We start from the raw sequence: 24,890 nt of genomic DNA on the forward strand, positions 1-24,890 counted from the left end.
GATCGCGCCCCGGCATGCCGCTCGCTTGGCGGCGTCGCCGAGGAGACGAACGCCGTTCGCGTGCGCGGAGGCGACGTCCTTTGCACCAGGAAGGAAGGAGGCGCGGCACGATGCAAGCGACATCGGAGGGGACGGGCTCGCCCGGCGGGCGGGCTGAACCAGGGCAGGACACCGAGGCGTGTCCCCCGTGGCGGGAGCGGGCGCTGGCAGCGCTGAGGGACTCGGCCTGGACCGCGCTGGGCGGCAAGGTCGCGGCGTACGTCGCGGGGTTCTTCGCGCTTGCGCTCGTGGGTTCCGGGCACGCGCTGAGCCTGCTCCCGGAGCGCCCGGCAGACCCGGCCGCCGGGCTGGCGATGGTGGCCGGCGACCCGGCGCCGTTCGGCGCCGCCGAGAGCTCGACGCCCCAGGCCACCGCCGAGCCTGCCGCCGACGCGGGGGCCGCAGCGGCAGAGCCGCCGTCGGCCGGCGATGGCGGGGCGGGCGCTCCGGCGGGCGGCGGCGTGACCGCGGACGGAAAGGTCGTGCTGAACCTCGCGACCGAGGCGGACCTCATGCGCCTCCCGGGCGTCGGTCCGGCGAAGGCAGCGGCGATCCTGGCGCTCCGCGCCAAGCTCAAGCGTTTCCGGAAGGTCGACGACCTGCTGCGGGTCAAGGGGCTGGGCCGGCGGTCCCTGAAGCGGTTGAGGCCGCTCCTGCTCGTCGATCCACCTTGATTTGGCCACCTTGATTTGGCCACCTTGATTTGGCCACCTTGATTTGGCCACCTTGATTTGGACGTTGCTGCATCGAAACGCGGCTCGCTCTCCCGGTCGCACGCACCTCGGGCGCCTCGTGCACCGCAGGAGCCTGCCAGGATCGGTGAACGCGGCGAGCGGCGGATTGCGCGGAGCCCCGCATGGCGCCCGCGGGCGGCTCCGGACTCATGACCTGCAGGCACGCTGGGCTGCGCAGAGTCGATGTTCGATGGAGCGGAGGCCCCGTGCGGACACGGCGGGAGCCGCGGCCTGCCGAGCTCTCGCGCGGGAGCCCCCTTGCCCTCCGAGGGCGCTCGGGCACACTGCGCCGCGATGCACGTCCACTTCGTCGCCGTCGCGGGCACCGGCATGGGTGCGCTGGCGGGGCTCTTCCGGGCCGCGGGACACGAGGTCTCGGGGTCCGACGTCTCCTTTTACCCGCCCATGGGACCGGCCCTCGAGCGGTGGGGCATCCGGCTCATGACCGGGTTCGACCCCGCCCACCTCGACCCTCGGCCCGATCTCGTCGTGATCGGCAACGTCTGCCGCCCGACGAACCCCGAGGCGCGCGCCGCGATCGACGGAGGCATGCGGGTGACCACGATGGCGCACGCGCTCGCGGACCACATGCTCGCCGGCCGCTCCCCGCTCGTCGTGGCCGGCACGCACGGCAAGACGACGACCAGCTCGATGTGCGCGTGGCTCCTGCACGAGGCCGGCCGGGACCCCGGCTTCCTCATCGGCGGCCTGCCGAAGAACTTCGAGGCGAGCTTCCGGCTGCCCCGGAGCGCCTCCTCGGCGAGCGACCGCCGCGGCCTGCCGCTCCTCAACGAGGCGGGCGCCGATCGCCGCAGGACGCCGTTCGTCGTCGAAGGCGACGAGTACGACACCGCCTTCTTCGAGAAGACCCCGAAGTTCTGGCACTACCGCCCCGAGGTCGGCATCGTCACGTCGATGGAGCACGATCACGTCGACATCTACCCCGACGCCGCGTCGTACGAGGCGGCGTTCCGCGGCTTCGTCGAGCGGATCCCGGAGACGGGGCTCCTCGTGGCGGCCGCGCACGATCCGCGGGTCGTCGACGTGGTGTCGCGGTCGGCGCGCGCAGAGGTCGCCTGGTTCGCGCTCGAGGGCGACGACACGCACGGGAAGCCGCCGCACTGGCTCGCCGCGCCCGCGGAGGCTGGCGCCGAAGGCCAGTCGTTCGATCTGTACGCCGGCGGCGTCATGGCGGGGCGCGTCGCCCTGCAGATGCCGGGGCACCACAACGTGCGCAACGCCGTCGCCGCGATCGCGGCCGCGGCGCAGGGCTTCGGCGTGCCGCTCTCGACCGTGACCGCGGCGCTCGCCAGCTTCGAGGGCGTGCGGCGCCGGCAGGACCTCCTGTTCGAGGCGCGCGGGGTCCGCGTCTACGACGACTTCGCGCACCACCCGACCGCCGTGGACGAGACGCTCCGCGCGCTCCGGTCCCGGCACCCGGAAGGCGCGCTGTGGGCGGTGTTCGAGCCGCGCAGCGCGACCGCGTGCCGCGCCCTCCACCAGGAGCCCTACGCGCGCGCCTTCGGCGCGGCCGACCGCGTCGTGCTCGCGCCGCTCGGGCGGCCGGAAATCGCCGCGGGCGAGCGGCTCGACCTCGACCGGCTGGTGCGCGACCTGGAGCAGGCGGGCAGGCGCGCAGAGGCGGCGGGCTCGGTGGACGAGATCGTCGCCGCGATCGCGCGCGACGCGCAGGAGGGCGACACGATCGCGCTCCTGTCCAACGGGGCGTTCGGCGGCATCTACGACAAGCTCCGCGGCGCGCTGTCGACGAGGTCGCGATGAGCGGGCGCGGGCCAGCGGAGCTGCTCGAGCTGTCCGGGATCGCGCTCCGCGTCGCCGAGGAGGCGGCGGCGCTCGTGCAGGCCGGGTTCCGCGCGGGCCCGCGCGGCCTGCGCGTGGAGGAGAAGGCGCCGCGCGATCTCGTGACCCAGTTCGACAAGGCGAGCGAGGACCTGCTCGTCGCGCGGCTCGGCGCGCTCACGCCGGGCATCGCCGTCGTCGGCGAGGAGCAGAGCGCCGCGCGCGCCACGGAGCCGCGCGGCGGGCTCGTCTGGTACGTCGATCCGCTCGACGGCACGACGAACTTCGTCCACGGCCACCCGTTCTGGTGCGTCTCCGTCGGCCTGATGGAGGACGACACGCCCGTCGCCGGCGCCGTCGTCGCGCCCGTGCTCGGGATCCGCTGGACGGGCTTCCGGTCGCGCGAGCCGCAGCCGCTCGGCGCCGCGCCGGAGCGGCCCGCGACCGCCGGAGAGGCGCGCCGCAACGGCGAGCGTTGCACGGTCAGCGCCACGGCGTCGCTGGAGCACGCGATGGTGGCGACCGGCTTCCCGCCGGTGCGCGACCGGGCTCCGGACAACAACTTCGACGCCTTCATGAGCGTCAAACGCAACGCTCAGGCCGTGCGGCGCTGCGGCAGCGCGGCGATCGATCTCTGCATGGTCGCCGACGGGACCTACGACGCCTACTGGGAGCGCCGGCTCCACGCCTGGGACGTCGCCGCCGGGAGCGCGATCGTGCGCGGCGCGGGCGGCGTGATCACCGCGCTCGACGGCGGTCCGCCGGACTACCACGTAGGCGACATCATGGCGTCGAACGGCCTCGTCCACGATCCCATCGTTGCCCTCTTCTCGCATCCCGGCCCGCCGACCCGCTAGGCGGCTCGACGGCCGGCTCAGGGCCAGCCGTGGGGCGCTCGCGCACGAGCGGCGTCAACACGCGGGGCGACAGGCGCAGCAAGCGCAACAACAAACGACAGCGACGCTCGCGAGGCGAGAAACGCAAAACGTCGGAACCGTGCGGAGGAGCGGTTGACTGAGCCGCCCAGGGAACTATTCTATGGTCGTTCCCTCTGCCGACTTCGTGAGGCGTTGGACGATTGAATCCCGAGTAAGCGAGAACCAGGGAGCCAACAACGATACCGTGGTGAGCTAGGCCCGGAACCATTCACCGGGAAGCCTGAAGCGGTACTTAGGCTCCCACCTAGCAGCTATGCTAGGGGTTCAAGTCCTTCTGCCCACGTCCTCGGCGGTACGGAACATCTCTCCCCTGCGGGCCGCCCACGCGGCCCGCAGTTTTTTTGTGCGCGCGACACGCGCTGTGCCCTCGACATGGGTCCAGCGGTCGCCGCACCGCGGCGTCGCCGGGGGGCGCGGCGCCGGCGTGCGGACCACGGCCCGGCTTTTGTTTCCGTTCTCATCCCCCTTCCGGTAGCTTCGGGCCCGCGATGGACACGAGATCCCCTCGATCTGCAGGAGCGCAGCACGACGAGCAGGGCCCGCTCGCCGGCGCAGCACGGTTTGGGTCGTCGAGCCACCGCGGGCGCCGCACCCCCGGCCGCTCGCGCTTCGTGCGGCGCCTTGCCCTGACGCTCGCGATCCTCACGGTGCCCGGGGCGGCCCTGGCCGCGGTGACGATCAAGGGCAGGACCACGGGCATGCCCAAGCTCCTGAACCCGGTCTGGAACGAGGCCAAGGATCCGAAGGCGAACCGGTACACGTTCCGCGAGCCCTCCCCGACCGTCCGCGCCGATGTCCGGGCGCTCGTCGGCTACATGCCGAAGGAGCTGTGCGTCGTCGCGCTCGGCGAGAAGGGCGAGCCGCAGCAGACGCCGCGAACGGTCGTCATCTCGGGCGGCCGCACCACGCCCGTGACCCTCGTCGTCGCCCCGGGACAGCGGATCCAGTTCGAGAACCACGATCCGTTCCCGCACAAGATCTACGACGTCGGCAACAAGGGGCTCCCGCCGGTCGAGATCGCCGCCGCCAAGACCCGCGCCTGGACGCCGCCGGGGCCAGGCAAGTACGAGATCCGCGATCAGCTCGCCCCGAGCGTCCGGTCGTGGATCGTCGTCGAGCCGAAGGCCGTGGCGAGCGCCTACCCGGATCGTCAGGGGAGCTTCGCCATCGAGGTCGAGGCCGGAACGTACACGCTGCAGGGCTACTTCAACGGCGAGCCGGTCGGAAAGGCCGTCGAGGCCGTCGTGAAGCCCGGGCCGGAGCAGCAGTTCCTCAGGGAGCCAGTCGTCGTGGGCGAGGCCGGTGGACCGAGCGCGGAGGCAGGAAAGTAGACCATGCTGCTGTCGCGTTTCTGGTACGGGGTGCTCGCGCTCGCGCTCGGCGCCGCGATCTTCATCCTCTTCGTCGCCGCCCAGCTCTACAACCGCTCGAGCCACCGCGCGATGAGCGAGTCGCTCAGCGCCGACTCCAGCGCCGTCGAGTGGTTCCTCAACGACGACGCCCGGAAGCGATCGAGCGCGCTCATCCGCGTCGCGCTGACCCCGGCCCTGCGGACGGCGCTCGCCAAGTCGTCGGCCGAGGCCAAGCCGGGCGCCGACCTGCGCGAGAAGGCCCGCACCGCGCTGCGCAGCGCGGTCGCCGAGGTGCCGCCGGAGCTCAAGTTCGATCACGTGTGGGCCGTCGACGCGGCCGGCCGGGTGGTCGCGTCGGTGGACTTCGAGCACCGTGAGGACTGGGAGCTCGGCGGCTACTCGGTCGTCGCCGACGCCCTCCACGGCTGGATCCGCGACGACGCCTGGGTCTGGAAGGGCCGCATCCTGCGCGTCGTGGCGCGCCCCGTCGAGCAGGACGTCAACGGTGAGCCGGTCGGGGCCGTGATCGGCGCCAAGATCATCGACGACACCTTCGCCCGCGCGGTCACGAAGCGCACCGGCGCGGCCGTCGGCTTCTACGCCGAGGGGGCGCGCGTCGCCTCCGGCGCGCCCGAGGGGTTCGACAAGTCGAACCTCGACCAGATCACGCAGGATCTGAAGCTGCTCGACAACAACAAGGACTACGTCGAGAAGGGGCGCTCCGAGGTCCGCGTCATCGGCACGCACCTCGGCGTGGTGTACGCGCGGCTGCCCGGCGAGGCGTGGGAGCTCGGCGCCGGCTACGCGGTCGGCCGCCTCGCGGCGTCGGTCGACTCGCCGCTCAACTTCCTCGACAAGGCGAACAACGACGACAAGAGCCAGGTGCCCACGGCGCTGATCCTGGCGGGCATCCTCGCCCTGGCCGCGATCGGGCTGGTGTTCTCGTTCCTGGAGCACACGCGGCCGCTCAATGTCTTCCGCAACGAGGCCACGCGCCTCGCCAAGGGCGAGGTCGACGTGCTGGCGCCGAGCCGGTTCCGCGGCGCCTACCGGAAGATCGCGGCGGACATCAACGACGGCGTCGAGAAGGTGGCCGCGAAGGGCGGCGCGCCCAGGAAGGCCGCCGACCTCGAGCAGGTGCTCGGCCCGATCCCGGCGCAGCCGGCGATGAGCGCGTTCTCGGTGCCGCTCGGCCCCGGCGAGCCGCGCCCCGATTCGCGCCCGTCGTACCCGAAGCCCATGGTGAGCCCGCGCAGCCCGACGCGGCGGCCCGGCTCGCACCCGCTCAGCGGCCCGCCGCCGGCCCGCGAGGCCGAGGAGCAGGTCGAGGCGATCGAGGAGGTCTCGGACGCGAACATCGCGCTCCCCCCCCAAGGCCCCGCGGGCGCTCCGGGGCGCCCGCCGCCGCGGCGCCCGCCGCCGCCGCCGCCGCCGCCCAAGGCGCCGGCCGCGCCCGCCCTGGCGAACACGCTCCCCGAAGCGACGAGCGCGCCGGAAGCGCCGGCCGCGCGGCAGGACGGCGCCGGAGATCCGGACGAGCTCACCGAATGGAACGCCGTCTACGAGGAGTTCCTGTCGGTCAAGCAGCAGTGCGGGGAGCCCACGAACGCCCTCACCTTCGACAAGTTCAAGGGGACGCTGCAGCGCAACAAGGACGCGCTCGTGGCGCGCCACAACTGCTCGCGGGTGCGCTTCACGGTCTACGTGAAGGACGGCAAGGCGGCGCTCAAGGCGTCGCCGGTGAAGTAGCCGCCGGGGATCGCCGCGCGGAGACGGAGGCCCATGAAACGAGGAGCTGCGGGCGCCGCGGGCGTCGCGTTCGCTGCGATGGTGGCCGCCGGCGCGGCGCGCGCGTCGTCGGGGCTCGACTCGCCGGACATCGGGGTGCTCCAGCTCGGTCGCGGCGGGGCCTGGGTCGCGCGGGCCGACGATCCGCTCGCGGCCTACTTCAACCCGGCGGGGCTCGCCGCGCAGAGGAGCAGCGCGCACGGCGGCGTCCACTTCATCCAGCTCGCGCAGTGCTTCACGCGCCTCGGCCCCGATGGGCGGCCCGTCCCGCCGAGCTACACGACGGCGATCCCGGCGCCCGGCAGCCAGGGCGGCCCCGACCCCGAGGTGTGCGCCGAGGGCGGCCTGTTCCCGAACCCCCAGCTCGCCGCGACCCTCCGCGTGAGCGACGCGCTCGCCGTCGGCGTCGCGGTGCTCGGCCCGCACGGCGTCGGCGAGCGGTCCTGGCCCGAGTCGCTCCCGTACACGCACCCGAGCTTCGGCGAGATGACGCAGCCGTCGCCCCAGCGGTACCTGCTCACGTCGCTCGACGCCCTGATGCTGATGCCGACGCTCTCGGTCGGCTTCACCCCCGCGGAGGGGGTCTCGATCGGCGCCGGCTTCATCTGGGGCATGGCGGTCCTCGATTTCGTCAACTTCGCCGAGGCGACCTCGGCCGCGGGCGGCGACGACTTCAGCGCGCGCGGCGATCTGCGCACGCGCGCGAAGGCGGACGATCTCTTCATCCCGGGCTTCGTCCTCGGCGCGCGCTGGGCGGCGACGGCGCACCTCGACCTGGGCGCGTGGTTCAAGTGGCAGGACGCGGTGCGCGCGGAGACCGACCTCACGATCGAGTCGCGCTACTGGACGCCCGCCGGGGTCAAGAACGAGGACCCCTGCAGGGGCGAGCCGCCGGGGTGCAACGTCACCGAGGAGCGGAGCGCGGGCTCTCTCACGATGCCGATCCCCATGGAGGCGAAGCTCGGCCTCCGGTACCACAGGCCGCGCGCCGGCGCCCTGCGGGCCGCGCGGTCCTCCGCCGCCGAGCCCCGCGTCCGCGACCCGATGGTCGACGACCTGTTCGATGTGGAGCTCGACTTCACCTGGGCCAACAACAGCGCGGTCGATGCGATCGAGGTCCGGTTCCGCGAGGGCATCCCGGTGCGCGGCACGGTCGTGGGCACCGTGCCGCCCAACGCCGACGTCCCGCACCGCTGGCGCGACGTCTTGGGAGTCCGGCTCGGCGGCGATTTCGTCGTGCTCCCCGATCTCCTCGCGCTGAGGGCCGGCGGCTTCTTCGAGACGAAGGGGCAGGACGACGCCGATCTGAACCTCGATTTCCACCTCGGCTATCGGGTCGGCGTCGGGGCCGGCGTGACCGCGCGCGTCGGCCCGGTCGACATTTCGGCGGCGTTTCAGCACACGTCCTTCGGCCCGCTGGACAACGGCGGGAAGGGGCGCATCAAGGCCGTCTCCGGCGCTGTCCCGAGCGGCTACCGCAGCATCCAGAGCGTGAACGGCGGCCGCTTCGAGAGCAGCCTGGACGAGTTCGGTCTGAGCGGAACGATGCGCTTCTGAGCGGGCGGCCGCTCGGCGCGGAGGCGGCAGAACGCGCCGCGCTACAGCGCGGCGGGGGGGCGCGGCGGAGCGCCGGGGCGGTCGACGCGGAAGGCGGTCGCGCCTATAAGATGGCTCCACCATGAGCGAATCGAACGTCCGTAACCTGGTCATCATCGGCTCCGGTCCTGCCGGGCTCACCGCCGCCATCTACGCGGCGCGCGCCAACCTGAAGCCGCTCCTCATCGAGGGCTTCAGCGCCGGCGGCCTGATCCCGGGGGGCCAGCTCATGTTCACGACCGATGTCGAGAACTACCCCGGCTTTCCCGAGAAGGTCACCGGCCAGGAGCTGATGCAGCGCTTTCGCGACCAGGCCGCGCATCAGGGCACGGAGATCGTGACGGCGGACGTGACCCGGGTCGAGCTCACGGGCCACCCGTTCAAGGTGTGGGTGGATGACACGCTCTACCTGACGAAATCGGTGGTGATCGCGACGGGCGCGCGCGCCAACTACCTCGGCCTCGAGAGCGAGGAGAAGCTCAAGAACAAGGGCGTCAGCGCCTGCGCGGTCTGCGACGGCGCCCTCTTCCGCGGCCAGGACGTCGTGGTCGTCGGCGGCGGCGACACGGCGATGGAGGAGGCCTCCTACCTGTCCGGGCTCTGCAGCAGCGTCACGCTCGTGCACCGCCGCGACGAGTTCCGGGCGTCGAAGGCGATGATCCAGCGCGTGACCGAGAACCCGAAGATCAAGATCCTCTACAGCCACGTCGTGGAGGAGGTGCTCGACGTGAAGGCCGACATGGTGACGGGCGTCCGGGTCAAGAGCACGAAGACGGGCGACAGCCACCTCGTGCCCGCGGCGGCCATGTTCGTCGCGATCGGCCACACGCCGATGACGGATCTCTTCGTTGGGCAGCTCGAGACGCACCCGAACGGCTACCTGAAGACGGTGCCGGGCTCGACGCGCACGAACATCCCCGGCGTCTTCGCCGCGGGCGACGTGCAGGACTGGAACTACCGCCAGGCCGTGACGGCCGCCGGCACGGGTTGCATGGCCGCGCTCGACGCGGAGCGCTGGCTCGCGCAGCAGGGCGGCCACTGAGGGACGGCGATGGTTGAAGCGCTGCGCGAAGAGCTCGCCGATCTGACCGCCTCGGTCCGGGCGTTCCTGGAATGGCACGCAGCGACCGGCGCGGACGGGCTGCCGGGCCATCCTTCAGCGCTCCACGAGGCGCTGGGCGCGTCGTCTCCGGACGGCGGTCCGCCGGCCCCTCGCCGCGCGGAGCGGGGTTTCGCCGGGCTGGATGCGCCTTCACCGCCGGCATCGCGCGGGGGCAGCGGCGCGGCCTTCGCGCCGCCGGAGCAGCGCTCCGCCGCTGCCGCCGTCTCCCCGCCGCATCCGGAGCAGCGCCCCGCCGCTGCCGCCGTCTCCCCGCCGCATCCGGAGCAGCGCTCCGCCGAGGCCCAGGCGGCGCGGTCTCCGGTGCAGGCGCAGCGGGGTCCCGAGCCGTCCCGCCCTGCCGTGAGCGCCGCCTCGTCGCCGCGCGCCGAACCGGCTGCGCGCGCGAACGCACCGCAGCCGGTTACGCCAGAGGAGCGCGTGACGCGGCTCGCGCTCCTCGCGGAAGAGGTCCGCACCTGCCAGAAGTGTCCGCTCCACGAGGGCCGCACCCACACCGTGTTCTCGCGCGGCAGCCCGCTCTCCGAGATCGTGTTCGTCGGCGAGGGGCCCGGGGCGGAAGAGGACCTGCAGGGCGAGCCGTTCGTCGGCCCGGCCGGACAGCTGCTCGACAAGATGATCGCGGCGATGGGGTACCAGCGCGACGGGGTCTACATCTGCAACATCGTGAAGTGCCGGCCGCCGAAGAACCGCAAGCCCGAGCCGGCCGAGATGGCGACCTGCAGCCCCTACCTCGCGTCCCAGCTCGCGCTGATCAAGCCCAAGGTGATCGTGGCGCTCGGCGCCACCGCGGTGCAGGGGCTGATCGGCACGACCGAGGGGATCACGAAGCTCCGCGGGACCTGGAAGCTCTACAAGGGCTCGATCCCGATCATGCCCACGTTCCATCCGGCCTACCTGCTGCGCCAGCCGAGCGCGAAGCGAGAGGTCTGGAGCGACCTGAAAGAGGTGATGCGCCACCTCGGCAAGAGCGCGCCCGACCGAGGCTGACGTGACCGCCTGCGCTTCCGGGCGCGAGACCCCGGCGGCGCGGGCGTCCGGCGGGGCGCCTCCGGCCGAGCCGCCATCGCTGCTCTCGGCTGTGCGCTGCGCGCTGGCGCTCCTCGGCATCCTGCCCTGGTGCATCGCCCTGGCGCGGAGCCACCTGCCGCTCGGAGAGCTCGGCGCCGCGCTCGATCGCCTCTTCGTGCCGATATGCCACCGCATGCCCGGGCGGTCCCTCGCGCTCGAGGGCGTCGTGATGCCGCTCTGCAGCCGCTGCGCTGGCATCTTCGCCGGCGTCGCGGCGGGCGCCGCGATCGCGCGGCCTCGCCTGGCGATGACGACGTGGCGCCCGATCCTGATCGGCCTCAGCGCGTTGATGGCGCTCGACGTGGCGACCCAGGATCTCGGGTTGCGCCCGGTCTGGCATGCCACCCGCCTCGCCACAGGCCTGGCCTTCGGCTACGCCGTGGCCGCGGCGTTCCTCGCGCAGCTCGCTCGCCGCCCGGGCTGAACGCAGCTCGCCTGGCGCCCGGGCCGAGCGCTACTTGCGGCCCCCCATGGCCCTGCACTCGTGCACGGGGCCCTTCGTGGCATGGCGAACGCACTCGCTGTACGCCGCGACGCCATCCTTCCACTTGCCCGTGTCCTGGAGCGCCGAGCCCAGGTAGAGATAGGGCAGCGCGTCGGTCGGATCGGCCGCGATGGCGGCGCGAGACGCCTCGATCGCGTCCTTGTACCTGCCGCGGTTGAGGAAGCTCAGCGCTTCCTTCTTCAGCTTGCCTGCGTCCTCAGGGCTGACCGCGGGCGCCGCGGCCTCCGCGGCCTCGGCTGCCGCAGCCGTCTCGGCCGCAGCCGTCTCCGCCTCGGCCTTCTCCGCGGCTGCCTTCTCCGCCTCGGCCTTCTCCGCGGCTGCCTTCTCCGCCTCCGCGGTCGCCTTCAGCGGCTCGGGAGCGGCCTCCGCCCCCTTTGCCGCGGCCTCCGTCCGCGCCGGCTCGGCCTGCGCAGGCGCCTTCTCCCGTGCAGGCGCAGGATTCCCTGCCACGGCCAGGAGCTTCGCTTCCCTGTGCGCCGGCTTCGAAGCAGGCGCTGCCATCGCGACCGGCGCTTGCGAGGACGGCTTGCCCGAGAGCACCGACTTGGCGACCACCGCGACGGAGATCACCCCGGCGAGCCCCGCGACCGCCGCGACGATCCGGCGAAGGCGCGCCCGGCGGGCGAGGGTCTCGGGCGACAGCTGATGCACCACCACGAGGCGCTCGTCAGCGTGCTCGTCGGGATGATTGGCCACCTCGGTGAGCGGCGGGAACGACTCCTCCTCGCGCCGGAAGAACGCCGCCGTCGGCGAGGAAGGGTCCATCAGATCCAGCGCGTCCGAGTCGGGCGACGGCTCGTCGGGTGAGGACGCCGGGCCTGCCGGCGGCTCCGAGGCGCCGGCTCGTTCAGACGCTGTCGACGGGTCGGAATCCAGCGCCTTGAGAGGCGCCGCGTCGCTCGTGCTGCGTGGAGCGGCCGGCGGCGCGGCGGGCGCCTCGGAGATCCTCGAAACAGCGGGCGCCTCTTTCCGAGCAGCGGGCGCCTCCGCGGCCAGCGGAGCAGCGGCCACCCGGGCAACCGGCGGCGCAGCGGGCGCCGGCGCTGCCGACGGGGCTGCGGGCGCCTCGACGGCCGGCGGCGCAGCGGTCGCACAGACCTCGGCTGCCGGCGCAGGAGCAGCGGAGAGCTCCTCGGCCGCCCCGGCGACGTCCTGGCCGCTCGCCACCGGCTGCGCCGGATCCTGGGTCGCGAAGGTCGGCCCCTCGAGCGCCGCCGACCTGCGGGGCTGAGAAGCCCGGGGACGGAGGCTGCGGCCCCTGTTCGCGCGGGCCGATGCAAGAAGTCGCTTCGACATGTCCGAACCATCCTCCCGTGATCGTCACGCCCCCGATGGCGCAGGGGACCGGCGACTCGCCCTATTCATGATCCAGGCCGGCCCCAACGGCGAGCGCCCCCCCGCGGTTTCCGTGCGCTCGCAGCACCCCCCGTGTGCCGGATCGTGCCGCGCGGCCATGCCCCACCATGCCCGCGCTCGATGAGACCCCACCGAGCCTCTCCCCACCAGAAATTGATGGTCTTCTCGCAACGGCGCGCGCCGGGCGCCGGGCGCACCGGACGTTCCTTCCGGCGGACGCGCCCCTGAGGGTGCGGCGATCCAGGGTGATGGAGCCCCCGGCGCCGCGCACGTCAGCCTCCACCGAGCTGCACCGGCCGCCCCGCGACCGGGGCAGCGCGGAGCAGGACGAGCGTGTCGAGCTTCTTCTTCGCGTCGGAGCCGATGACCGTGCCCGCCAGGTTGTGCGCCATCTCCCAGGGCACATCGTCATCCGCCGAGAAGAAGGCCACCGTCGCGCTGCACGCGGCGATGTCCTTCGTGAGCTGCTCGCCGGTGTGCGACAGATCCGGGCCGGCGAGCCCCTTCCGCTGGCGCTTGCCCATGCCGCCGCCGAACGGCCAGATCGCCGTCGCGAGGTCCTTCAGCACCATCGCGCTGACGGCGCAGGCGGGGGGCTTCGACACGCGCCCCTCCGGCACCACCGTGATCTCCTTCGGGAGGTCGTCGCGGCCGTCGGTCTTGATGATGACCTTCGGCGCGCCGGCCGCGCCGAGCTCCGTCACGACGGCGGCGACCGCGCTCGGCTTCGCCCTCTTGTCGGCCAGCAACGTGACGGGCTTGCCGTCGATCGGCAGCGCGCGGACCACCTTCGCGAGCTTCTCGGCCCCGTCCTTCTGCGCCAGATCCACGCGCTGGCCGAGGTAGGGGCCCATGGAATCGACGAGCAGCTCGGGCATGCCCTTCGGCTTCGGCGGCTCGGCGGGCGCCGCGACGACCGGGGCCGCCGTGGCGGCGGCGCCGGGCTCGGACGGCTTCGGCGCGCTCTCGCACGCCGCCGCGGCCAGGATCAAGCCGGCGACGGCCGCGAGGCGGGGCAAGGCGCCGGAACGGAGGCAGGAGGCTCGCATGGCGCAGCAGTGTAACCAACCGGCCTGGCTCCGCGCACCTCCGCTGTGCGAGAGTTCGCGCGATGGCTTCACCGCTCGTCGAACGGCTGGCTGAGCTCGGATCGTCCGCTCGAACCGCCGTCGAGGACGACCGGGGGCCGACGACCTTCGCGGCGCTCACGGAGCGAGCCCTCCGCGTGCGCGGCGCGCTGCTCGCCGGCAGCCGGCGGCGCGGCGTGGACGAGCGCGCGAGCCCGAGCTCCCCGGAATCCCTGGGCGGGGAGCGGATCCTGCTCCTCGTGCCGCCCGGCGCGGCGTGGCTCTCGGCGTTCCTCGGCGTCATCCTCGCCGGCGGGATCGCGCTGCCGCTGTCGCCCCTCTATCCGCCGGCCGAGCTCGAGTGGCTCGCGAGCGACGCCGGCGTGCGGCGGATCATCGCCGGAGACGAGCTCGCCGCCGTTGTCGCCCCGATCGCGCAGGGCCGCGCCGTGCTCCGCGTGGAGGACCTCGAGCGCGCCGCCCCGCGGCCGGAGGGGGCGATCTCGGACATCGCCGCCGACGATCCGGCGCTCCTGCTCTACACGAGCGGCACGACCGGCAAGCCGAAGGGGGCGCTCCTCACGCACCGCAACCTGTCCGTGCAGGCGGAGCTCCTGCGCGCCGCCTGGGGCTTCTCCGAGCACGACGTGCTGCTGCACGCGCTGCCGCTGCACCACCTCCACGGCGTCGCCATCGCGCTCACGACGTCGCTGCTCGCGGGCAGCGCGACGAGGATGCTGCCGCGCTTCGACGCCCAGCGCGTCGCCGCCGAGATCGCGCGCCGCTCCGCCACGGCGTTCATGGCGGTGCCGACCATGTACCAGCGGCTGCTCGAGCAGCTCGACCGCGGCGACGCGCCCGGCTTCGCCGCGGGGGCGCGGGCCCTCCGGCTGGCGACGAGCGGCTCCGCGGCGCTGCCGGTGACGCTGGCCGAGCGCTGGCGCGACCTCACCGGCACGATCCCGCTCGAGCGCTTCGGGATGACCGAGATCGGCGTCGGCATGAGCAACCCGCTCGATCCGGGCGGCCGGCGGGCAGGCTGGGTCGGCTCTCCGCTGCCGACCGTCGAGGCCCGCATCACGGACGACGCGGGCAACGCGTCGGAATGGGCGCCGGGCGAGGCGTCGGGCGAGGCGGTGGCGCGACGCGGCGACGCCGCGGTCGCGCGCGGTGAGCTCTGGATCCGGGGGCCGAGCGTCTTCAAGGGCTATCTCGGGCGCGAGGACGCCACCGCCGCGGCCTTCCAGGACGGCTGGTTCCGCACGGGCGACGTCGCGGAGCGCTCCAGCGACGGGTGCTTCCGCCTCCTCGGGCGGACCTCGGTCGATATCCTCAAGAGCGGCGGGTACAAGCTGTCCGCCCTCGAGATCGAGGAGGCGCTGCGGGAGCACGGCGCGATCGCCGAGGTCGCGGTGATCGGCGTCCCCGACGAAGCGTGGGGCGAGCGCGTCGTCGCGGTCGTCGTCGCCGCGCCGGGGCGAGAGGCGGAGTGCGCGACCGGACCGCTCCGCGCCTGGGCGAAGGAGCGGCTCGCGCCCTACAAGGTGCCGCGCGAGTCGATCGTCGTACCGAGCCTGCCGCGCAACGCGATGGGCAAGGTCGTCAAGCCGGAGATCGCGAGGGCGATCGCGGCGAGCATGTCCGGCGGAAGGGCCCCGAGCGCGCGGTAGACGTCGCTTGACCGAGGCGCTCCGCTCCGGCCTACTCGGCCCCGATGCAGCCTGCCACCCCCATGGACCCCGCCGCGTACGGCGGCCTCGCGGTTCAACCCTTCGCGCACCCCACCTATACCATCAAGCGGCCCTTCTGGTCGCTGCTCGGCCGCAAGTTTCACGTCTATGCGCCCGACGGCTCCCTCGTGTGCTTCGTCAAGCACCCGCTGCTCAAGCTGCGCCAGGAGTTCACCCTCTTCGCCGATGAGTCGGAGTCGCAGCCGCTGCTCACGATCCGTTCGCGGCAGGTCGTCGCCCTCAATCGGTGTCTGGACGTCCTCGACGCGCGCACCGGCGAGCGGGTCGGGACCCTCCGCTCGCGCGGCCTCAAGTCGCTCCTCCGCGACACCTGGGACATCCTCGACCCCTCGGATCAGCCGGTCGGGCTGATGCAGGAGGACGGCGCCGCGCTGCTCCGCCGCATGTTCCCGCTCCTCACCGGCAAGTGGCATATCGAGCTCCACCAGCAGGAGGTCGCGAAGGTGACTCAGGTGTTCCGGTTCTTCGTCAAGGAGTTCACGCTCGACCTGTCGATGAACCAGGGGAGGGTCGACGCCCGGTTCGCCATCGCCTGCGCCCTGCTCGCGCTCATGGCCGAGACAGCGCGCGAGTCCCGCTGAGCCCGCGCCCCCGCGGGCGTCCCCCGGCGGCCTCCGCCCGCCCGATCGCCGAAACTTGGCCCGTTTCGGCGAGTTCTGCCAGGTTGCCGCGCGATGCGCCTCGATCCTGTCTCCCGCCTCGATGCCGCCTCCGAGGAGGGCCGATCGCCGTCCCCCCCTGTGCCTCCGTCCGGCATGACCCGCTTTGCCCCGAGCGGGCAGGGCGCCGACTCCGAGCGCGAGCTCAGGGCGCGGCGCTTCCTCTGGGCGAGCGCCCCGGCGGCGCCGGACGGGCAGCTCCGCGCGACGCTCGACGAGGCCATCGAGCTCGCGCTGGCGATGCGCGGCGCGCTGCCGCCGCGGGTCCAGGCAGGCGAGCCGCTCGAGGCGGTGATCGCCGACCAGATCTTCCGGGCGAAGGCGCTCGGCGCCGCGGGGCTCGCCGTCGCCCTGCCGCGGCTCGCGGGCGGCGCGCGGGGCGCGCTCCCTCCGGACGACAGCGCGACGCTCCTCGCCTGGCTCAGCGCGACGCGCGAGGCGCCTGTCGCCCTCGTCTTCGACGAGGACGACAGGTCCGCGCAGGTGCTCGCGCCGGTGCCCCTCGCGGACCTCGTCGCGAGGAACGCGCCCGAGGGGCCCGGCGCCATTTCCCACCTGCGCGTGCAGGCGCGCAGCCTCGCGGCGCGCGAGCCGGACCGCAGCCTCGCGGCGCGCGAGCCGGACCGCAGCCTCGCGGCGCGCGAACCGGAGCGCCCCGTCGGGCCGGCGCAGCAGGGCGCCGCAGCGCTCGCCCCGGACGAGGCGCTCCCGGCCGAGCCGGCAGCGCCCGGAGCGCCGGCGTCGCCCTCCGCCGCCGAGGGGCGGACGGAGGCGAGGCCGCGCGGCGTGCTGCCCCCCCGCTCGTCGAGGATCCGCCGCCCGGACGCACCGGCGGCCGTCTTCTCCGCCGGGAGAGGCCCAGGCGCCGCGCCGGCGCACGGGGCGGGCTCGCCGCCCGCCGCGAACGAGACGCTCGCGATGGCCCTGGCCAGCGCCGCTCCGGGCGCGCCGGCCGCCGATCCGGGCGCGGCGGCCGAGGAGCGCGGCGCGGCAACGACGCTCAGACCGCCGCGCGCCGCGCCCGAGGCCGAGCCCGCCGCGCCGAGCGCGCACGCCGCGCCGATCCTCGACGCCGTCCAGGCGGACGCCGACGCGATGCCGCCGGCGCGGACGGAGCGGAAGGCGCCGCGCAACCGGGTCCTCAGCGCGGCCGAGTGGCGAGCGCTCGCCGTCGAGCTCGACAACGCCCGCGGCCCGAAGCCGGTCCGGGTCATCGAGCAGCTGTTCGCCACCCACTACACGCCGCTGCTCGGCGCGACGCTCGCGGGCGAGACGGACGCGGCCGTGCGCGGCGTGGTCGACAGCTGGAGGACCAGCTTCGAGCACAGCTACCGGGAGGCATTCTCGGCGCTGCGCGTGACCGGCAAGCGGCCGCCCATGGTGTTCGATGCGCCGGACATCGCCGCCCGCATCGGCCGGCTCAACGGGGCGCGCGGGGTGAAGCTCCTGCTCGTCGACGCGATGCGCTTCGACCTCGGTGAGCGCGTCGCCGCCCACCTGAAGGAGATCTTGATGGATCGGGCCATCCTTGTGGAGCGCTCGCTGCTCTGGGCGGCGCTGCCGCCCACGACGACGACGCAGATGTCGCTGCTCGCCCGCGGGCCGGACGGGCTCCGCGAGACGATGCCCCCGACCGAGGCGGAGCCCGCCATCGCCCGCGGGCGCGCCGTGGCGACGCTGCGGCGCGAGCGGGTCGGGTCGCGCGAGCTGATGAAGCTCGACCTCGTGGAGGCGCGCCTGCGCGCCGCGGGGCCGCCGTTCGCCGAGCGGATCGAGGCCATCGCGGAGGAGGTCGCCGACGTCGTCGCGCGGTTCATGGCCAGCCTGCCGCCGCGGACCCTCCTGCTCGTGTTCGGCGACCACGGGTTCCGCATGACGTCCATGGGAGACGGCGGCGCGACCGGCCCGGCGTCGCAGGGCGGAGGCTCACCGGAAGAGGTGCTCGTCCCGGCGCAGGCGTGGCTCGTCGGCGGCGTGCACTGAGCGACAGCCGCTTCAGGCCGATCCGTGCCGGCGCGGCCGGCGCTGGCCGGCGCGCCGCGCGGGCCCGTCAGGGCGACGTGCGGTAGGGGCCCGCCGCCCCCTCGCTCCGCGCCTTCGGGCGGAGCAGCCCCGCGAGGCGGGTCGCGACGAGCGCCCCGGCACCGATCAGCGCGACGGCCGCGCAGAGCGCGCCGCCGATGTACGGGATCGCGCTGACGATCAGCAGGCCGAGGCAGCCGATCGCGAGGTGAGCGTAGGGGTTCTTTGTCCGGTGACCGAAGAGCCCCGCCCCCGCCGTCTCGAGCACGGCGCAGCCGCCCGCGACCACGGCGACGACGGCGAGCAGCAGGCCGAGCACCGCGAACGGCACGCCGATCAGCGTGACGCAGAGGGCGACGGCGATCGCGAGGGCGCCGAGGACGCCCACCACGCCGAGCGCGAACGATCGCATGGGCCGGGCGACGATCTCGACCTTGAGCGCCTCCATGCGCCTCGGCCAGAGCGCGAGCATCACGGCGCCGAACGCGAACAGGAACGCCGTGCGCGTCACCGCGTGGCCGGCCCTGCGCGCGAGCGTGGACGCTCCCTGCGCGCTCGCTCCGTCGCCTCCCGCGGGGCTCAGGTCGTTGTTCACGTCGCCCCGGATGCGCGCGCGCTCGCCCCGGTGGAGCGGGCCGCCCACGACGTCGACGTCGCCGTCGATGCGGGCTCCGTCGGCCACGGTGAGGGGGCCGCCCACCGTCGACACGTCGCCGCGCACGCGCGCGCCCTCGTGGATGTGCGTGGAGCCGCCCATCACGTCGATGTCGCCGGTGACGGTGCCCCACACGTCGAGCGAGCCGCCGATCACCGACACGTCGTTGACCACCTCGCCCTTTTCGACCCGGAGGCTGCCCCCGGTCACGAACCGATCCCGACCGCGCGAGGAGGGCGGCGCCTCCTCGGCGTCCTCGTCCTCCGCGTCGTCGGGCGACGCCGCGGGCGCGAGCGCCGCCGGGGGCCCGGGCGCGGGCGCCGCCTGCGCAAGCGTCGGCTGCGGCGTCGCCGGGGCGATCGCGATCAGGTCGCCGTCGCGGGTCGCGACGTAGCTCCCGTCGGCGAGCAGGAGCTCCAGCACCCGGTCCGCCGGCTGGTCCTTCACGTGGAGATCGACGGCGTCGCCGGGCGGCGCGTTGAGCACGAGGCTCCACCCGGCCGCCTGGGCGACGCGCTTCACCGCTTCGTTGCGCGGCTCGTTGCTCAGCTCGACGCTCACCTTCGGCTCGACGTCTGGCCAGGACCCCTTGCGGAGGATCTCCGCCGTGGCCGCGCCGCTGGTCGAGACCCCCAGCGCGGCGCCCAGCGCAGCGGCGCCGAGGCGCGAGGAGGAAAAGAGACGAGTCGAGACGATGCGCATCACATCCCTCCGTTCAGCGAGAGCTGCTTTCCCCTGGTCCACGCGACATAGACCCCCACGATCAGGAGCAGCGCCGCCGAGAGCCACGGCAGCGCCGTGAGCCACCCGGACAGGGCCCCGCTCCCCGCGAAGGCGCAGCCGATGCTCACCACCACCGAGCAGGCGTGCCAGAGCCCCGCCCACCCCTCCCGCAGGCCGCCCACCCCGGCCACGAGCGACGGCACCGCGCCGAGCGCCGAGATCGCCAGGGCGAAGGCGAGCGCGGGGACCGGCAGCGGGGCGCGCGCCGCGGCGGGCTCCCTCGCGCCGCCGGGCGCCGCCTGGGCGCGCAGCAGCTCCCCCGCGCGGAGCGACAGGAGCGCCGCCTGGCCGAGCTCCGCGGAGCAGCACGGGCAGCGAGCGACATGCGCGAGCGCGCCCTCGGGCAGGATGGCCTCCTCGCCGTCGCCGAGCGCGGTGAGCGCTATCTCGGTCAGATGGCCGTCGGCTTGCCACACGAGGTCCGGCGCGAGCTTGTCGTCATTCTGCATCATCACTCCCCGAGCGCCTCGGCCAGGCAGCGCCTGCCTCGCGCGATCCACGTCGCCACCGTCCCGAGCGGGATGTCGAGCCGGCGTGATATCTGCTGGTAGTTGAGCCCTTCGACATGGAAGGCCAGGAGCGCGCGGCGCTGGGGCTCGGCCAGCGTCTGCAGGGCCAGCCCGATCCGGCAGGCGCGCTCGGTCTGCGCGGCGCGCTCCTCCGGCCCGGGCGCCGGATCCGCCACCGAATCGAGGAGCTCGCCTTGCTCCTCGGCGCTCGCCTTTGGGAGCGCCTCGGCGCGCCGCGTGCGGCGGCGGCGGCGCAGCACGTCCAGCGCCACGTGACGCGCGATCCCGAGCACCCAGGGGCGCAGCGGCTCGCCGTCGCGGAGACGGCTGCGCCCCTCGAGGGCCCGGGCGAGCGCCTCGTGGGTGCAATCCTCGACGTCGGGGTGGTCGGCCCGCTCACCGAGCACGCAGGCGATCGCCGCGCGCACCACCGGCCGCAGGGCGGCCGTCTCGTCGAGAGACGCCCCCACCGTCACAAGCGACGCCGCGGGCAGCCCGTCGGACGCTTGGGGAGACGGCGGCGTGGTGGCTGGAATCATGCTGGACCCAGACAATTCGCGCGGACCCTCCCCAAAATTTCACGGGCCGGTCGAGAATGCGCCAGCAGCATCGAGATGGCCGAGGGCCGCCGCGGCCGGACCGAGCGCCTTCTTCGTTCCTGGACGGCGCCCCTCGCTTCCTGGACGGCCCCCCACCCTTCCTGGACGGCCCCCCACCCTTCCTGGACGGCCCCCCACCCTTCCTGGACGGCCCCCCTCGCTTCCTGGACGGCCCCCCTCGCTTCCTGGACGGCCCCCCTCTCTTCCTGGACGGCCCCCCACCCTTCCTGGACGGCCACGGCTGTGTCACGGCGCCGCACGAGGGCTACGGTGAGGGGGCTGCTCCGGGGGCGAGGAACGCGATGAGCTCGGGAAGCACGAGCGCCGGGTCCTCCAGGTGCGGCGCGTGGCCGAGCGGCACGATGCGCAGCGTGGCGCGGGGGATCGCGGCGGCCGCGGCGATGCCGAGCGGCGCCGGGAACACGTCGTCGCGCTCGCCCCAGAGCACAAGCGTCTCCGCGTCGATCTCGCCAAGCCGCGCGAGGCGATGGGGCACGGGGCCGACGGCGGGGAACAGCGCGTTGAACGCGGCGACGGGCGCGACCCGGCCGTCGGGCACGGCGTAGAGCTCGCCGTGCAGGGCCGCGAGGCGCTCGCCGAGCGGCGTGGGCCGCGGCGGGTGGATGCGGCGGAAGAGCGCGGCGCCGAGCACCCGCGCGAGGCGCTCCGGCGGGGCGCGGAAGTAGGCGCGGCTCCAGGCGGTCATGACCGGCCCGACCCCCATCGCGCCGAGGAGCGCGAGCTTCCGCGGACGCACGCGCCTGCGGAGCGCGATCTCCGCCGCGACGAGCGCGCCGAGCGAGTGACCGACGAGCGCGGCGTCGCCTAGACCCAGCTCGAGGAGCAGCTCCTCGACCGGATCGGCGAAGAAGCGGAGGCCCTCCTCGAAGCCGCCGCCCTCGAACGGGGGCGACGAGGCGTGGCCGAAGCCCGGCAGATCCACGGCGACGACGCGGTGGCGCCGCGCGAGCTCGGGGAGCAGCGGGAACCACGTCGTCGCGGCGTTCCCGCGGCCGTGCAGGAGGACCACCGGCGAGCCGTGGCCGCCCTCCAGGTAGCGGAGCGCCGAGCTCAGCGCGGCGCGGCGGTGCACCGCGAACGGCGGCGCGCCCGCGGCGAGCTCCGCGAGGATCGCGCTCTCGGCCGGGCCCAGGCGGGAGACGACGGCGTGGACATTCGTCACGGGCGCTCCCCGTAGCGCGATCGATACGGCGCGGAAATGCTGCAGCCCGCAGGGCCGCCGCCGCGCGCCGCCCCTGCGTCAGTACCGGCCGTGCCCGGGCCCGAGGATGAGCTGCATCTTGGACATGGGCTCGAACCCCTCCACGTGCGGCGGGTGGTGACACTGCGTGACGCAGCTCTCGGGCGCGGGCGAGAGCACGATGAGCCCCTTCTGCTCCGGGTCCTTCGCGTGCAGCGAGCCCGGGCCGTGACACTCCTCGCACTGCACGTTCTGCAGGGAGGCGTTGTGCGTCACCGTGGAGCCGCCCGGCTTGCCGTAGCCGGTCACGTGGCAGCTCACGCAGTCGAGGTTGTACTCCTTGAAGTCCTGCTGGAGCGTCGCGTAGGCCCGCGCGTGCGCGGTGCCGTCGAAGACCTTGCGCTCCTCCTCGTGGCAGTTCGTGCAGGCGTCGATGCCGATGTAGCTGGCCTGGCCCTTCGCCGGCGGCTCGGGGACGCGATCCGCGAAGGCCTCCTTGTTGTGGGCGTTGACCCGCTTGTAATAGGCGAGGAGCTGCCCGGCGACCTCCTTGTCGGCGCCGAGCTTCTCGCGCACCTCCACCGAGCTGTAGCGGAAGAAGCTGCCGGTCACCTTCGTCTCCGCCGCCTCGAGCTTCGCCTTCTCGGCCCGGAGCTTCTCCAGATCGGCCTTCCGATCGGCGATGTCCTTCTCGGCGACCGTCTTGCTGCCCTCCCAGCCGTTGAGGCGGATCTCGAGCTCCCGGATCCGCGCCGACAGGCTGATGAGCTCCTCGGCCTTCGCGACGCCGCCCGCGTCGGCGAACACGAGCGGGCCGTCGCCCTGACCGCGAACGAAGAGATCCACGACCGCCACCGACTGGAGGTGGTTCGGCGTCTCCACGACGAGCGTCGTTCCGATGAGCACCGGCGGCTTCGGGCCGTCGTTCATGTCCCCGCGCTCGCTGGGCTTGCCCAGCACGAGCACGTGCAGCTCCGGCGCGTTGTCCGCGAGCCGCAGCGCCTCGCCCCGCGGCAGGGCCGCGAGCCCCACGAACACCGTCGCGCCCTGCTTCTTCGCCTCCTCGACGCCCGCCTTCACCGCGTCGATCGCCGGGCCGGCCTTGACGCCCTCGGGATAGGCGCCGGTGCGGCCCTTCGGGTCGCTCACGCCGATGAGGCCCACCTTCACGCCGGAGACGTCGCGCACCACGACGCCCTGGACGCCCCCCGCGCCTTCGAGGTTCCTGGCGAGCAGGGCCGCCCCGGCCTGCGCCTTGTACTTCGCGAGCGCCTCGGCGCCGAGCGCCCAGTCGTTCTCGCCGGGCGCCCACGCCGCGAGCCCGATCTCCTTCGCCGCCAGCGCCATCGCCTCGGCCTTCCAGGCGTCCTGGGAGCGGCGCTCCGGCTTCACCTCGGGCTCCATGAAGAGCATCGGCCCCGCCCCGACCACGAGGCGATCCGGCGCCTCGTCGCGCTGGCTCTCGATCAGGGCGGCGAGGTGGTCGATGCCTCCGAGCTGGTCCTTCGTGCAGCCGCACGGCTCCAGCGCGCCGGCCACGGTGCTGAGCACGTAGAGCCGCACCGTCGGCCGGGTCGCGTCCGCATCGGCGCCCGCCTCCGCGCTCGCGGCGCCCGTCGCAGGGGGCTTGCACCCCTGACAGGCCGCCACGCCGGCGGCCGCGGCGATCGCGAGGAAAGGAATCAAGAATGCGTATCCCCGACGCACTCTGCGAAGAAGCGAGCGCTTCATGCCCGCGCTATAGCACACGGGCCCAGGCGCACCGGCGGAGGCCGCGCCGAACGCGCCGAACGCCGGCGACGCGCCCAGAAGAACGCGCCGAACGCCGGCGACGCGCCCAGAAGAACGCGCCGAACGTCGGCGACGCGCTCAGAAGCTCGTCGGCGCGAAGGGCAGGACCGTCTTCAGGTCGGCGTCGTTGAACCGGAGCTGCAGGCCGATGAAGTAATCCCGGCGATCGGTGTTCAGGATGTCGTCCATGCCGCCGAGCAGCCACAGCTTGCGGATGAACTCGTAGGCGAGCGCGACCCGCCAGCGCGGCGACAGCTCCTCGCCGAAGCCGAAGAGGTCCTGACGGAGCTCGAACCGGTCGTCGAGCAGGTGGAGATCGAGGCCGAGGCCGCCCGTCGACTCCTTGATGCCGAACCGGCCCGTGAACGGGCCCATCCGCTTCGCGAACTGGAACGAGAAGCGGAAGGCGTTCGTCGTGATCGTGCGGACTTCCCGGTAGTGCGCGGGGTCGTTCGGGTTTGTCGTGTCGACGTCGATCTGCTGGAAGTCCGTCTTGCCGCGCGGGTCGTTCACCAGCTCGACGACGTAGTACTTGTCCTCGGTCGGCTGGAGCCTGAGCTCGACGTAGCTCTTGATGGTGTTGGCCAGGAAGTTGTAGTCGGTCCGCAGCCCGACGACGGTCTGAAACCGGCTCATCCCGCCGACGAGCTCGCCGACGTCCTGAACGACCGTCTCGACCTCGTTGATCAGCGTCTCGTCCTTGGTGAGGCGGCCGAGCGTCCCCTCCCCGCGGTCGACGCGCGCGGCGATGCTGTCCACGTGCTTCAGCGCCGACTCGAGGTTCTCGGTCGCGCGGCCCACCCGCTCCGCGGCGCTGCGGAGCTCGCCGGGCTTCCCGTCGCGGCCGGGCACCTCGGCCGCCGCCGTCATCGTGCGGATGTCGCGGCTCACCTGCTCGACGTTGCGCAGGATCTCGCGCAGGCGCGGGCCCGACTCGCCCGTGATCTGGTTGATGTTGCTGATCGTCTGCGTGACGCCCGCGCGGTTCTCGCGCACGGTCGCGTTCATCTGCTCTGTGACGTCCGCGAGGTTGTCGAGGATCTGCGCGAGCCGCTCCTGTCCGTTCTCGGAGCCGACGGTGTTCCTCAGGGTCTCGGTGACGGTCTTGACGTCCTTCAGGATCTCGGCGACCTGCCCCTGCATCGACTGGATCGTCGGCTCGTCGATGTAAAACAGGACCCTCCCCTCGTCGGGGATGCGCGGCTTGCCCTCGGTGCCGGGCGAGAGCACGACGAACGACTCGCCGATGAGGCTCGTGGCGCGCTTGCCGATGGCCGCGTCCTCGTAGAGCGGGACGTCGGGGCTCATCTTGATGTCGATGCGCGCCTGGCCGTTGTAGAGCGAGATCCTGTCGACGACGCCGACCTGGATGCCCGAGATCATCACCCGCGACTGCGGGGACACGCCGATGGCGTCCGGCAGCGTGGCCCAGACCCGGTAGCCGTTCCCGCCGCCCACATCGCGCGAGACGAAGCGATACCCGCCGTAGGCTGCGCCTGCGAGCACGATCGTCATGACGCCGACCTTCGCGGCCCTGGAGACCTCAGCCATCCT

General features: G+C 73.7%; 20 protein-coding genes and 1 other RNA gene. 13 read left to right on the top strand and 8 right to left on the bottom strand.

Annotation, left to right across the window (positions count from 1 at the left end; translation table 11 throughout):
- The first annotated feature begins 110 nt into the window (after positions 1–110).
- From WMF17_RS38805 to WMF17_RS38850, 10 genes are all read left to right on the top strand, one after another.
- Positions 111–713 (top strand): ComEA family DNA-binding protein, encoded by a 603-nt coding sequence (locus WMF17_RS38805; RefSeq protein ID WP_437646056.1) that lies wholly within the window; start codon positions 111–113, stop codon positions 711–713.
- Positions 714–1,067: 354 nt separating this feature from the next.
- Positions 1,068–2,555: a UDP-N-acetylmuramate--L-alanine ligase gene (locus WMF17_RS38810; RefSeq protein ID WP_437646058.1), complete on the top strand. Its 1,488-nt coding sequence runs from the start codon at positions 1,068–1,070 to the stop codon at positions 2,553–2,555.
- Entirely contained in the window at positions 2,552–3,430 is an 879-nt protein-coding gene (locus WMF17_RS38815) for an inositol monophosphatase family protein (protein WP_437646060.1), read from the top strand. Before WMF17_RS38810 ends, WMF17_RS38815 begins: the two co-directional genes overlap by 4 nt.
- Before the next feature lie 188 nt (positions 3,431–3,618).
- Positions 3,619–3,811: non-coding RNA, 6S RNA (gene ssrS, locus WMF17_RS38820), on the top strand.
- Positions 3,812–3,999: 188 nt separating this feature from the next.
- Positions 4,000–4,842, top strand: coding sequence for a hypothetical protein (locus WMF17_RS38825; RefSeq protein WP_437646062.1), 843 nt, complete (start codon positions 4,000–4,002; stop codon positions 4,840–4,842).
- Between the two features lie 3 nt (positions 4,843–4,845).
- Complete coding sequence (locus WMF17_RS38830) at positions 4,846–6,612, top strand: MXAN_5187 family protein (RefSeq protein ID WP_437646064.1); 1,767 nt, start codon at positions 4,846–4,848, stop codon at positions 6,610–6,612.
- Between the two features lie 33 nt (positions 6,613–6,645).
- On the top strand, positions 6,646–8,208 hold the full coding sequence (locus WMF17_RS38835; RefSeq protein ID WP_437646066.1) for an OmpP1/FadL family transporter: 1,563 nt from the start codon (positions 6,646–6,648) through the stop codon (positions 8,206–8,208).
- Positions 8,209–8,329: 121 nt separating this feature from the next.
- The gene (gene trxB, locus WMF17_RS38840; protein ID WP_437598479.1) at positions 8,330–9,289 is read left to right on the top strand and encodes a thioredoxin-disulfide reductase; all 960 of its coding nucleotides are present in this window, start codon (positions 8,330–8,332) and stop codon (positions 9,287–9,289) included.
- Between the two features lie 9 nt (positions 9,290–9,298).
- Positions 9,299–10,357, top strand: a complete 1,059-nt coding sequence (locus WMF17_RS38845) for a uracil-DNA glycosylase family protein (RefSeq protein WP_437646067.1) — start codon at positions 9,299–9,301, stop codon at positions 10,355–10,357.
- 1 nt (position 10,358) lies between these two features.
- Entirely contained in the window at positions 10,359–10,862 is a 504-nt protein-coding gene (locus WMF17_RS38850; protein ID WP_437646069.1) for a DUF2085 domain-containing protein, read from the top strand.
- 30 nt (positions 10,863–10,892) lie between these two features.
- Here WMF17_RS38850 and WMF17_RS38855 read toward each other — a convergent pair whose 3' ends face one another.
- Positions 10,893–12,239, bottom strand: a complete 1,347-nt coding sequence (locus tag WMF17_RS38855; RefSeq protein ID WP_437646071.1) for a hypothetical protein — start codon at positions 12,237–12,239, stop codon at positions 10,893–10,895.
- Between the two features lie 332 nt (positions 12,240–12,571).
- Positions 12,572–13,348 (bottom strand): biopolymer transporter ExbD, encoded by a 777-nt coding sequence (locus WMF17_RS38860; protein WP_437646073.1) that lies wholly within the window; start codon positions 13,346–13,348, stop codon positions 12,572–12,574.
- A gap of 62 nt (positions 13,349–13,410) precedes the next feature.
- Between WMF17_RS38860 and WMF17_RS38865 the strand changes: the two genes are divergently transcribed.
- The 3 genes from WMF17_RS38865 (at position 13,411) to WMF17_RS38875 (ending at position 17,759) form a co-directional block, all read left to right on the top strand.
- Positions 13,411–15,036, top strand: coding sequence for an AMP-binding protein (locus WMF17_RS38865; RefSeq protein WP_437646075.1), 1,626 nt, complete (start codon positions 13,411–13,413; stop codon positions 15,034–15,036).
- Between the two features lie 44 nt (positions 15,037–15,080).
- The gene (locus WMF17_RS38870; protein ID WP_437646077.1) at positions 15,081–15,698 is read left to right on the top strand and encodes a hypothetical protein; all 618 of its coding nucleotides are present in this window, start codon (positions 15,081–15,083) and stop codon (positions 15,696–15,698) included.
- Between the two features lie 174 nt (positions 15,699–15,872).
- Positions 15,873–17,759 carry a hypothetical protein gene (locus WMF17_RS38875; protein ID WP_437646079.1) on the top strand — a complete coding sequence of 629 codons (1,887 nt, stop codon included), beginning with the start codon at positions 15,873–15,875 and terminating at the stop codon, positions 17,757–17,759.
- 67 nt (positions 17,760–17,826) lie between these two features.
- On the opposite strand, the gene WMF17_RS38880 is transcribed toward WMF17_RS38875, so the two are convergent.
- The 6 genes from WMF17_RS38880 to WMF17_RS38905 form a co-directional block, all read right to left on the bottom strand.
- Positions 17,827–19,155 (bottom strand): hypothetical protein, encoded by a 1,329-nt coding sequence (locus WMF17_RS38880; protein ID WP_437646081.1) that lies wholly within the window; start codon positions 19,153–19,155, stop codon positions 17,827–17,829.
- Positions 19,155–19,691: a hypothetical protein gene (locus tag WMF17_RS38885; RefSeq protein ID WP_437646083.1), complete on the bottom strand. Its 537-nt coding sequence runs from the start codon at positions 19,689–19,691 to the stop codon at positions 19,155–19,157. Before WMF17_RS38885 ends, WMF17_RS38880 begins: the two co-directional genes overlap by 1 nt.
- On the bottom strand, positions 19,688–20,284 hold the full coding sequence (locus tag WMF17_RS38890) for an RNA polymerase sigma factor (RefSeq protein ID WP_437646085.1): 597 nt from the start codon (positions 20,282–20,284) through the stop codon (positions 19,688–19,690). Before WMF17_RS38890 ends, WMF17_RS38885 begins: the two co-directional genes overlap by 4 nt.
- Positions 20,285–20,609: 325 nt before the next feature.
- Positions 20,610–21,527 carry an alpha/beta fold hydrolase gene (locus WMF17_RS38895; RefSeq protein WP_437646087.1) on the bottom strand — a complete coding sequence of 306 codons (918 nt, stop codon included), beginning with the start codon at positions 21,525–21,527 and terminating at the stop codon, positions 20,610–20,612.
- Positions 21,528–21,605: 78 nt separating this feature from the next.
- The gene (locus tag WMF17_RS38900) at positions 21,606–23,231 is read right to left on the bottom strand and encodes a multiheme c-type cytochrome (RefSeq protein ID WP_437598488.1); all 1,626 of its coding nucleotides are present in this window, start codon (positions 23,229–23,231) and stop codon (positions 21,606–21,608) included.
- Positions 23,232–23,414: 183 nt separating this feature from the next.
- Positions 23,415–24,887 carry an MlaD family protein gene (locus WMF17_RS38905; protein ID WP_437598489.1) on the bottom strand — a complete coding sequence of 491 codons (1,473 nt, stop codon included), beginning with the start codon at positions 24,885–24,887 and terminating at the stop codon, positions 23,415–23,417.
- Between the last annotated feature and the right edge of the window lie 3 nt (positions 24,888–24,890).

The organism is Sorangium sp. So ce362 (assembly GCF_051519845.1).
Taxonomy (GTDB): Bacteria; Myxococcota_A; Polyangia; order Polyangiales; family Polyangiaceae; genus Sorangium.

Coding starts and splice junctions, on each gene's coding strand:
- WMF17_RS38825 (WP_437646062.1), top strand. CDS start 4,000: ATGGACACGAGATCCCCTCGATCTGCAGGAGCGCAGCACGACGAGCAG.
- WMF17_RS38805 (WP_437646056.1), top strand. CDS start 111: ATGCAAGCGACATCGGAGGGGACGGGCTCGCCCGGCGGGCGGGCTGAA.
- WMF17_RS38905 (WP_437598489.1), bottom strand. CDS start 24,887: ATGGCTGAGGTCTCCAGGGCCGCGAAGGTCGGCGTCATGACGATCGTG.
- WMF17_RS38855 (WP_437646071.1), bottom strand. CDS start 12,239: ATGTCGAAGCGACTTCTTGCATCGGCCCGCGCGAACAGGGGCCGCAGC.
- WMF17_RS38845 (WP_437646067.1), top strand. CDS start 9,299: ATGGTTGAAGCGCTGCGCGAAGAGCTCGCCGATCTGACCGCCTCGGTC.
- WMF17_RS38890 (WP_437646085.1), bottom strand. CDS start 20,284: ATGATTCCAGCCACCACGCCGCCGTCTCCCCAAGCGTCCGACGGGCTG.
- WMF17_RS38880 (WP_437646081.1), bottom strand. CDS start 19,155: ATGCGCATCGTCTCGACTCGTCTCTTTTCCTCCTCGCGCCTCGGCGCC.
- WMF17_RS38870 (WP_437646077.1), top strand. CDS start 15,081: ATGCAGCCTGCCACCCCCATGGACCCCGCCGCGTACGGCGGCCTCGCG.
- WMF17_RS38865 (WP_437646075.1), top strand. CDS start 13,411: ATGGCTTCACCGCTCGTCGAACGGCTGGCTGAGCTCGGATCGTCCGCT.
- WMF17_RS38860 (WP_437646073.1), bottom strand. CDS start 13,348: ATGCGAGCCTCCTGCCTCCGTTCCGGCGCCTTGCCCCGCCTCGCGGCC.
- WMF17_RS38815 (WP_437646060.1), top strand. CDS start 2,552: ATGAGCGGGCGCGGGCCAGCGGAGCTGCTCGAGCTGTCCGGGATCGCG.
- trxB (WP_437598479.1), top strand. CDS start 8,330: ATGAGCGAATCGAACGTCCGTAACCTGGTCATCATCGGCTCCGGTCCT.
- WMF17_RS38810 (WP_437646058.1), top strand. CDS start 1,068: ATGCACGTCCACTTCGTCGCCGTCGCGGGCACCGGCATGGGTGCGCTG.
- WMF17_RS38835 (WP_437646066.1), top strand. CDS start 6,646: ATGAAACGAGGAGCTGCGGGCGCCGCGGGCGTCGCGTTCGCTGCGATG.
- WMF17_RS38830 (WP_437646064.1), top strand. CDS start 4,846: ATGCTGCTGTCGCGTTTCTGGTACGGGGTGCTCGCGCTCGCGCTCGGC.
- WMF17_RS38875 (WP_437646079.1), top strand. CDS start 15,873: ATGACCCGCTTTGCCCCGAGCGGGCAGGGCGCCGACTCCGAGCGCGAG.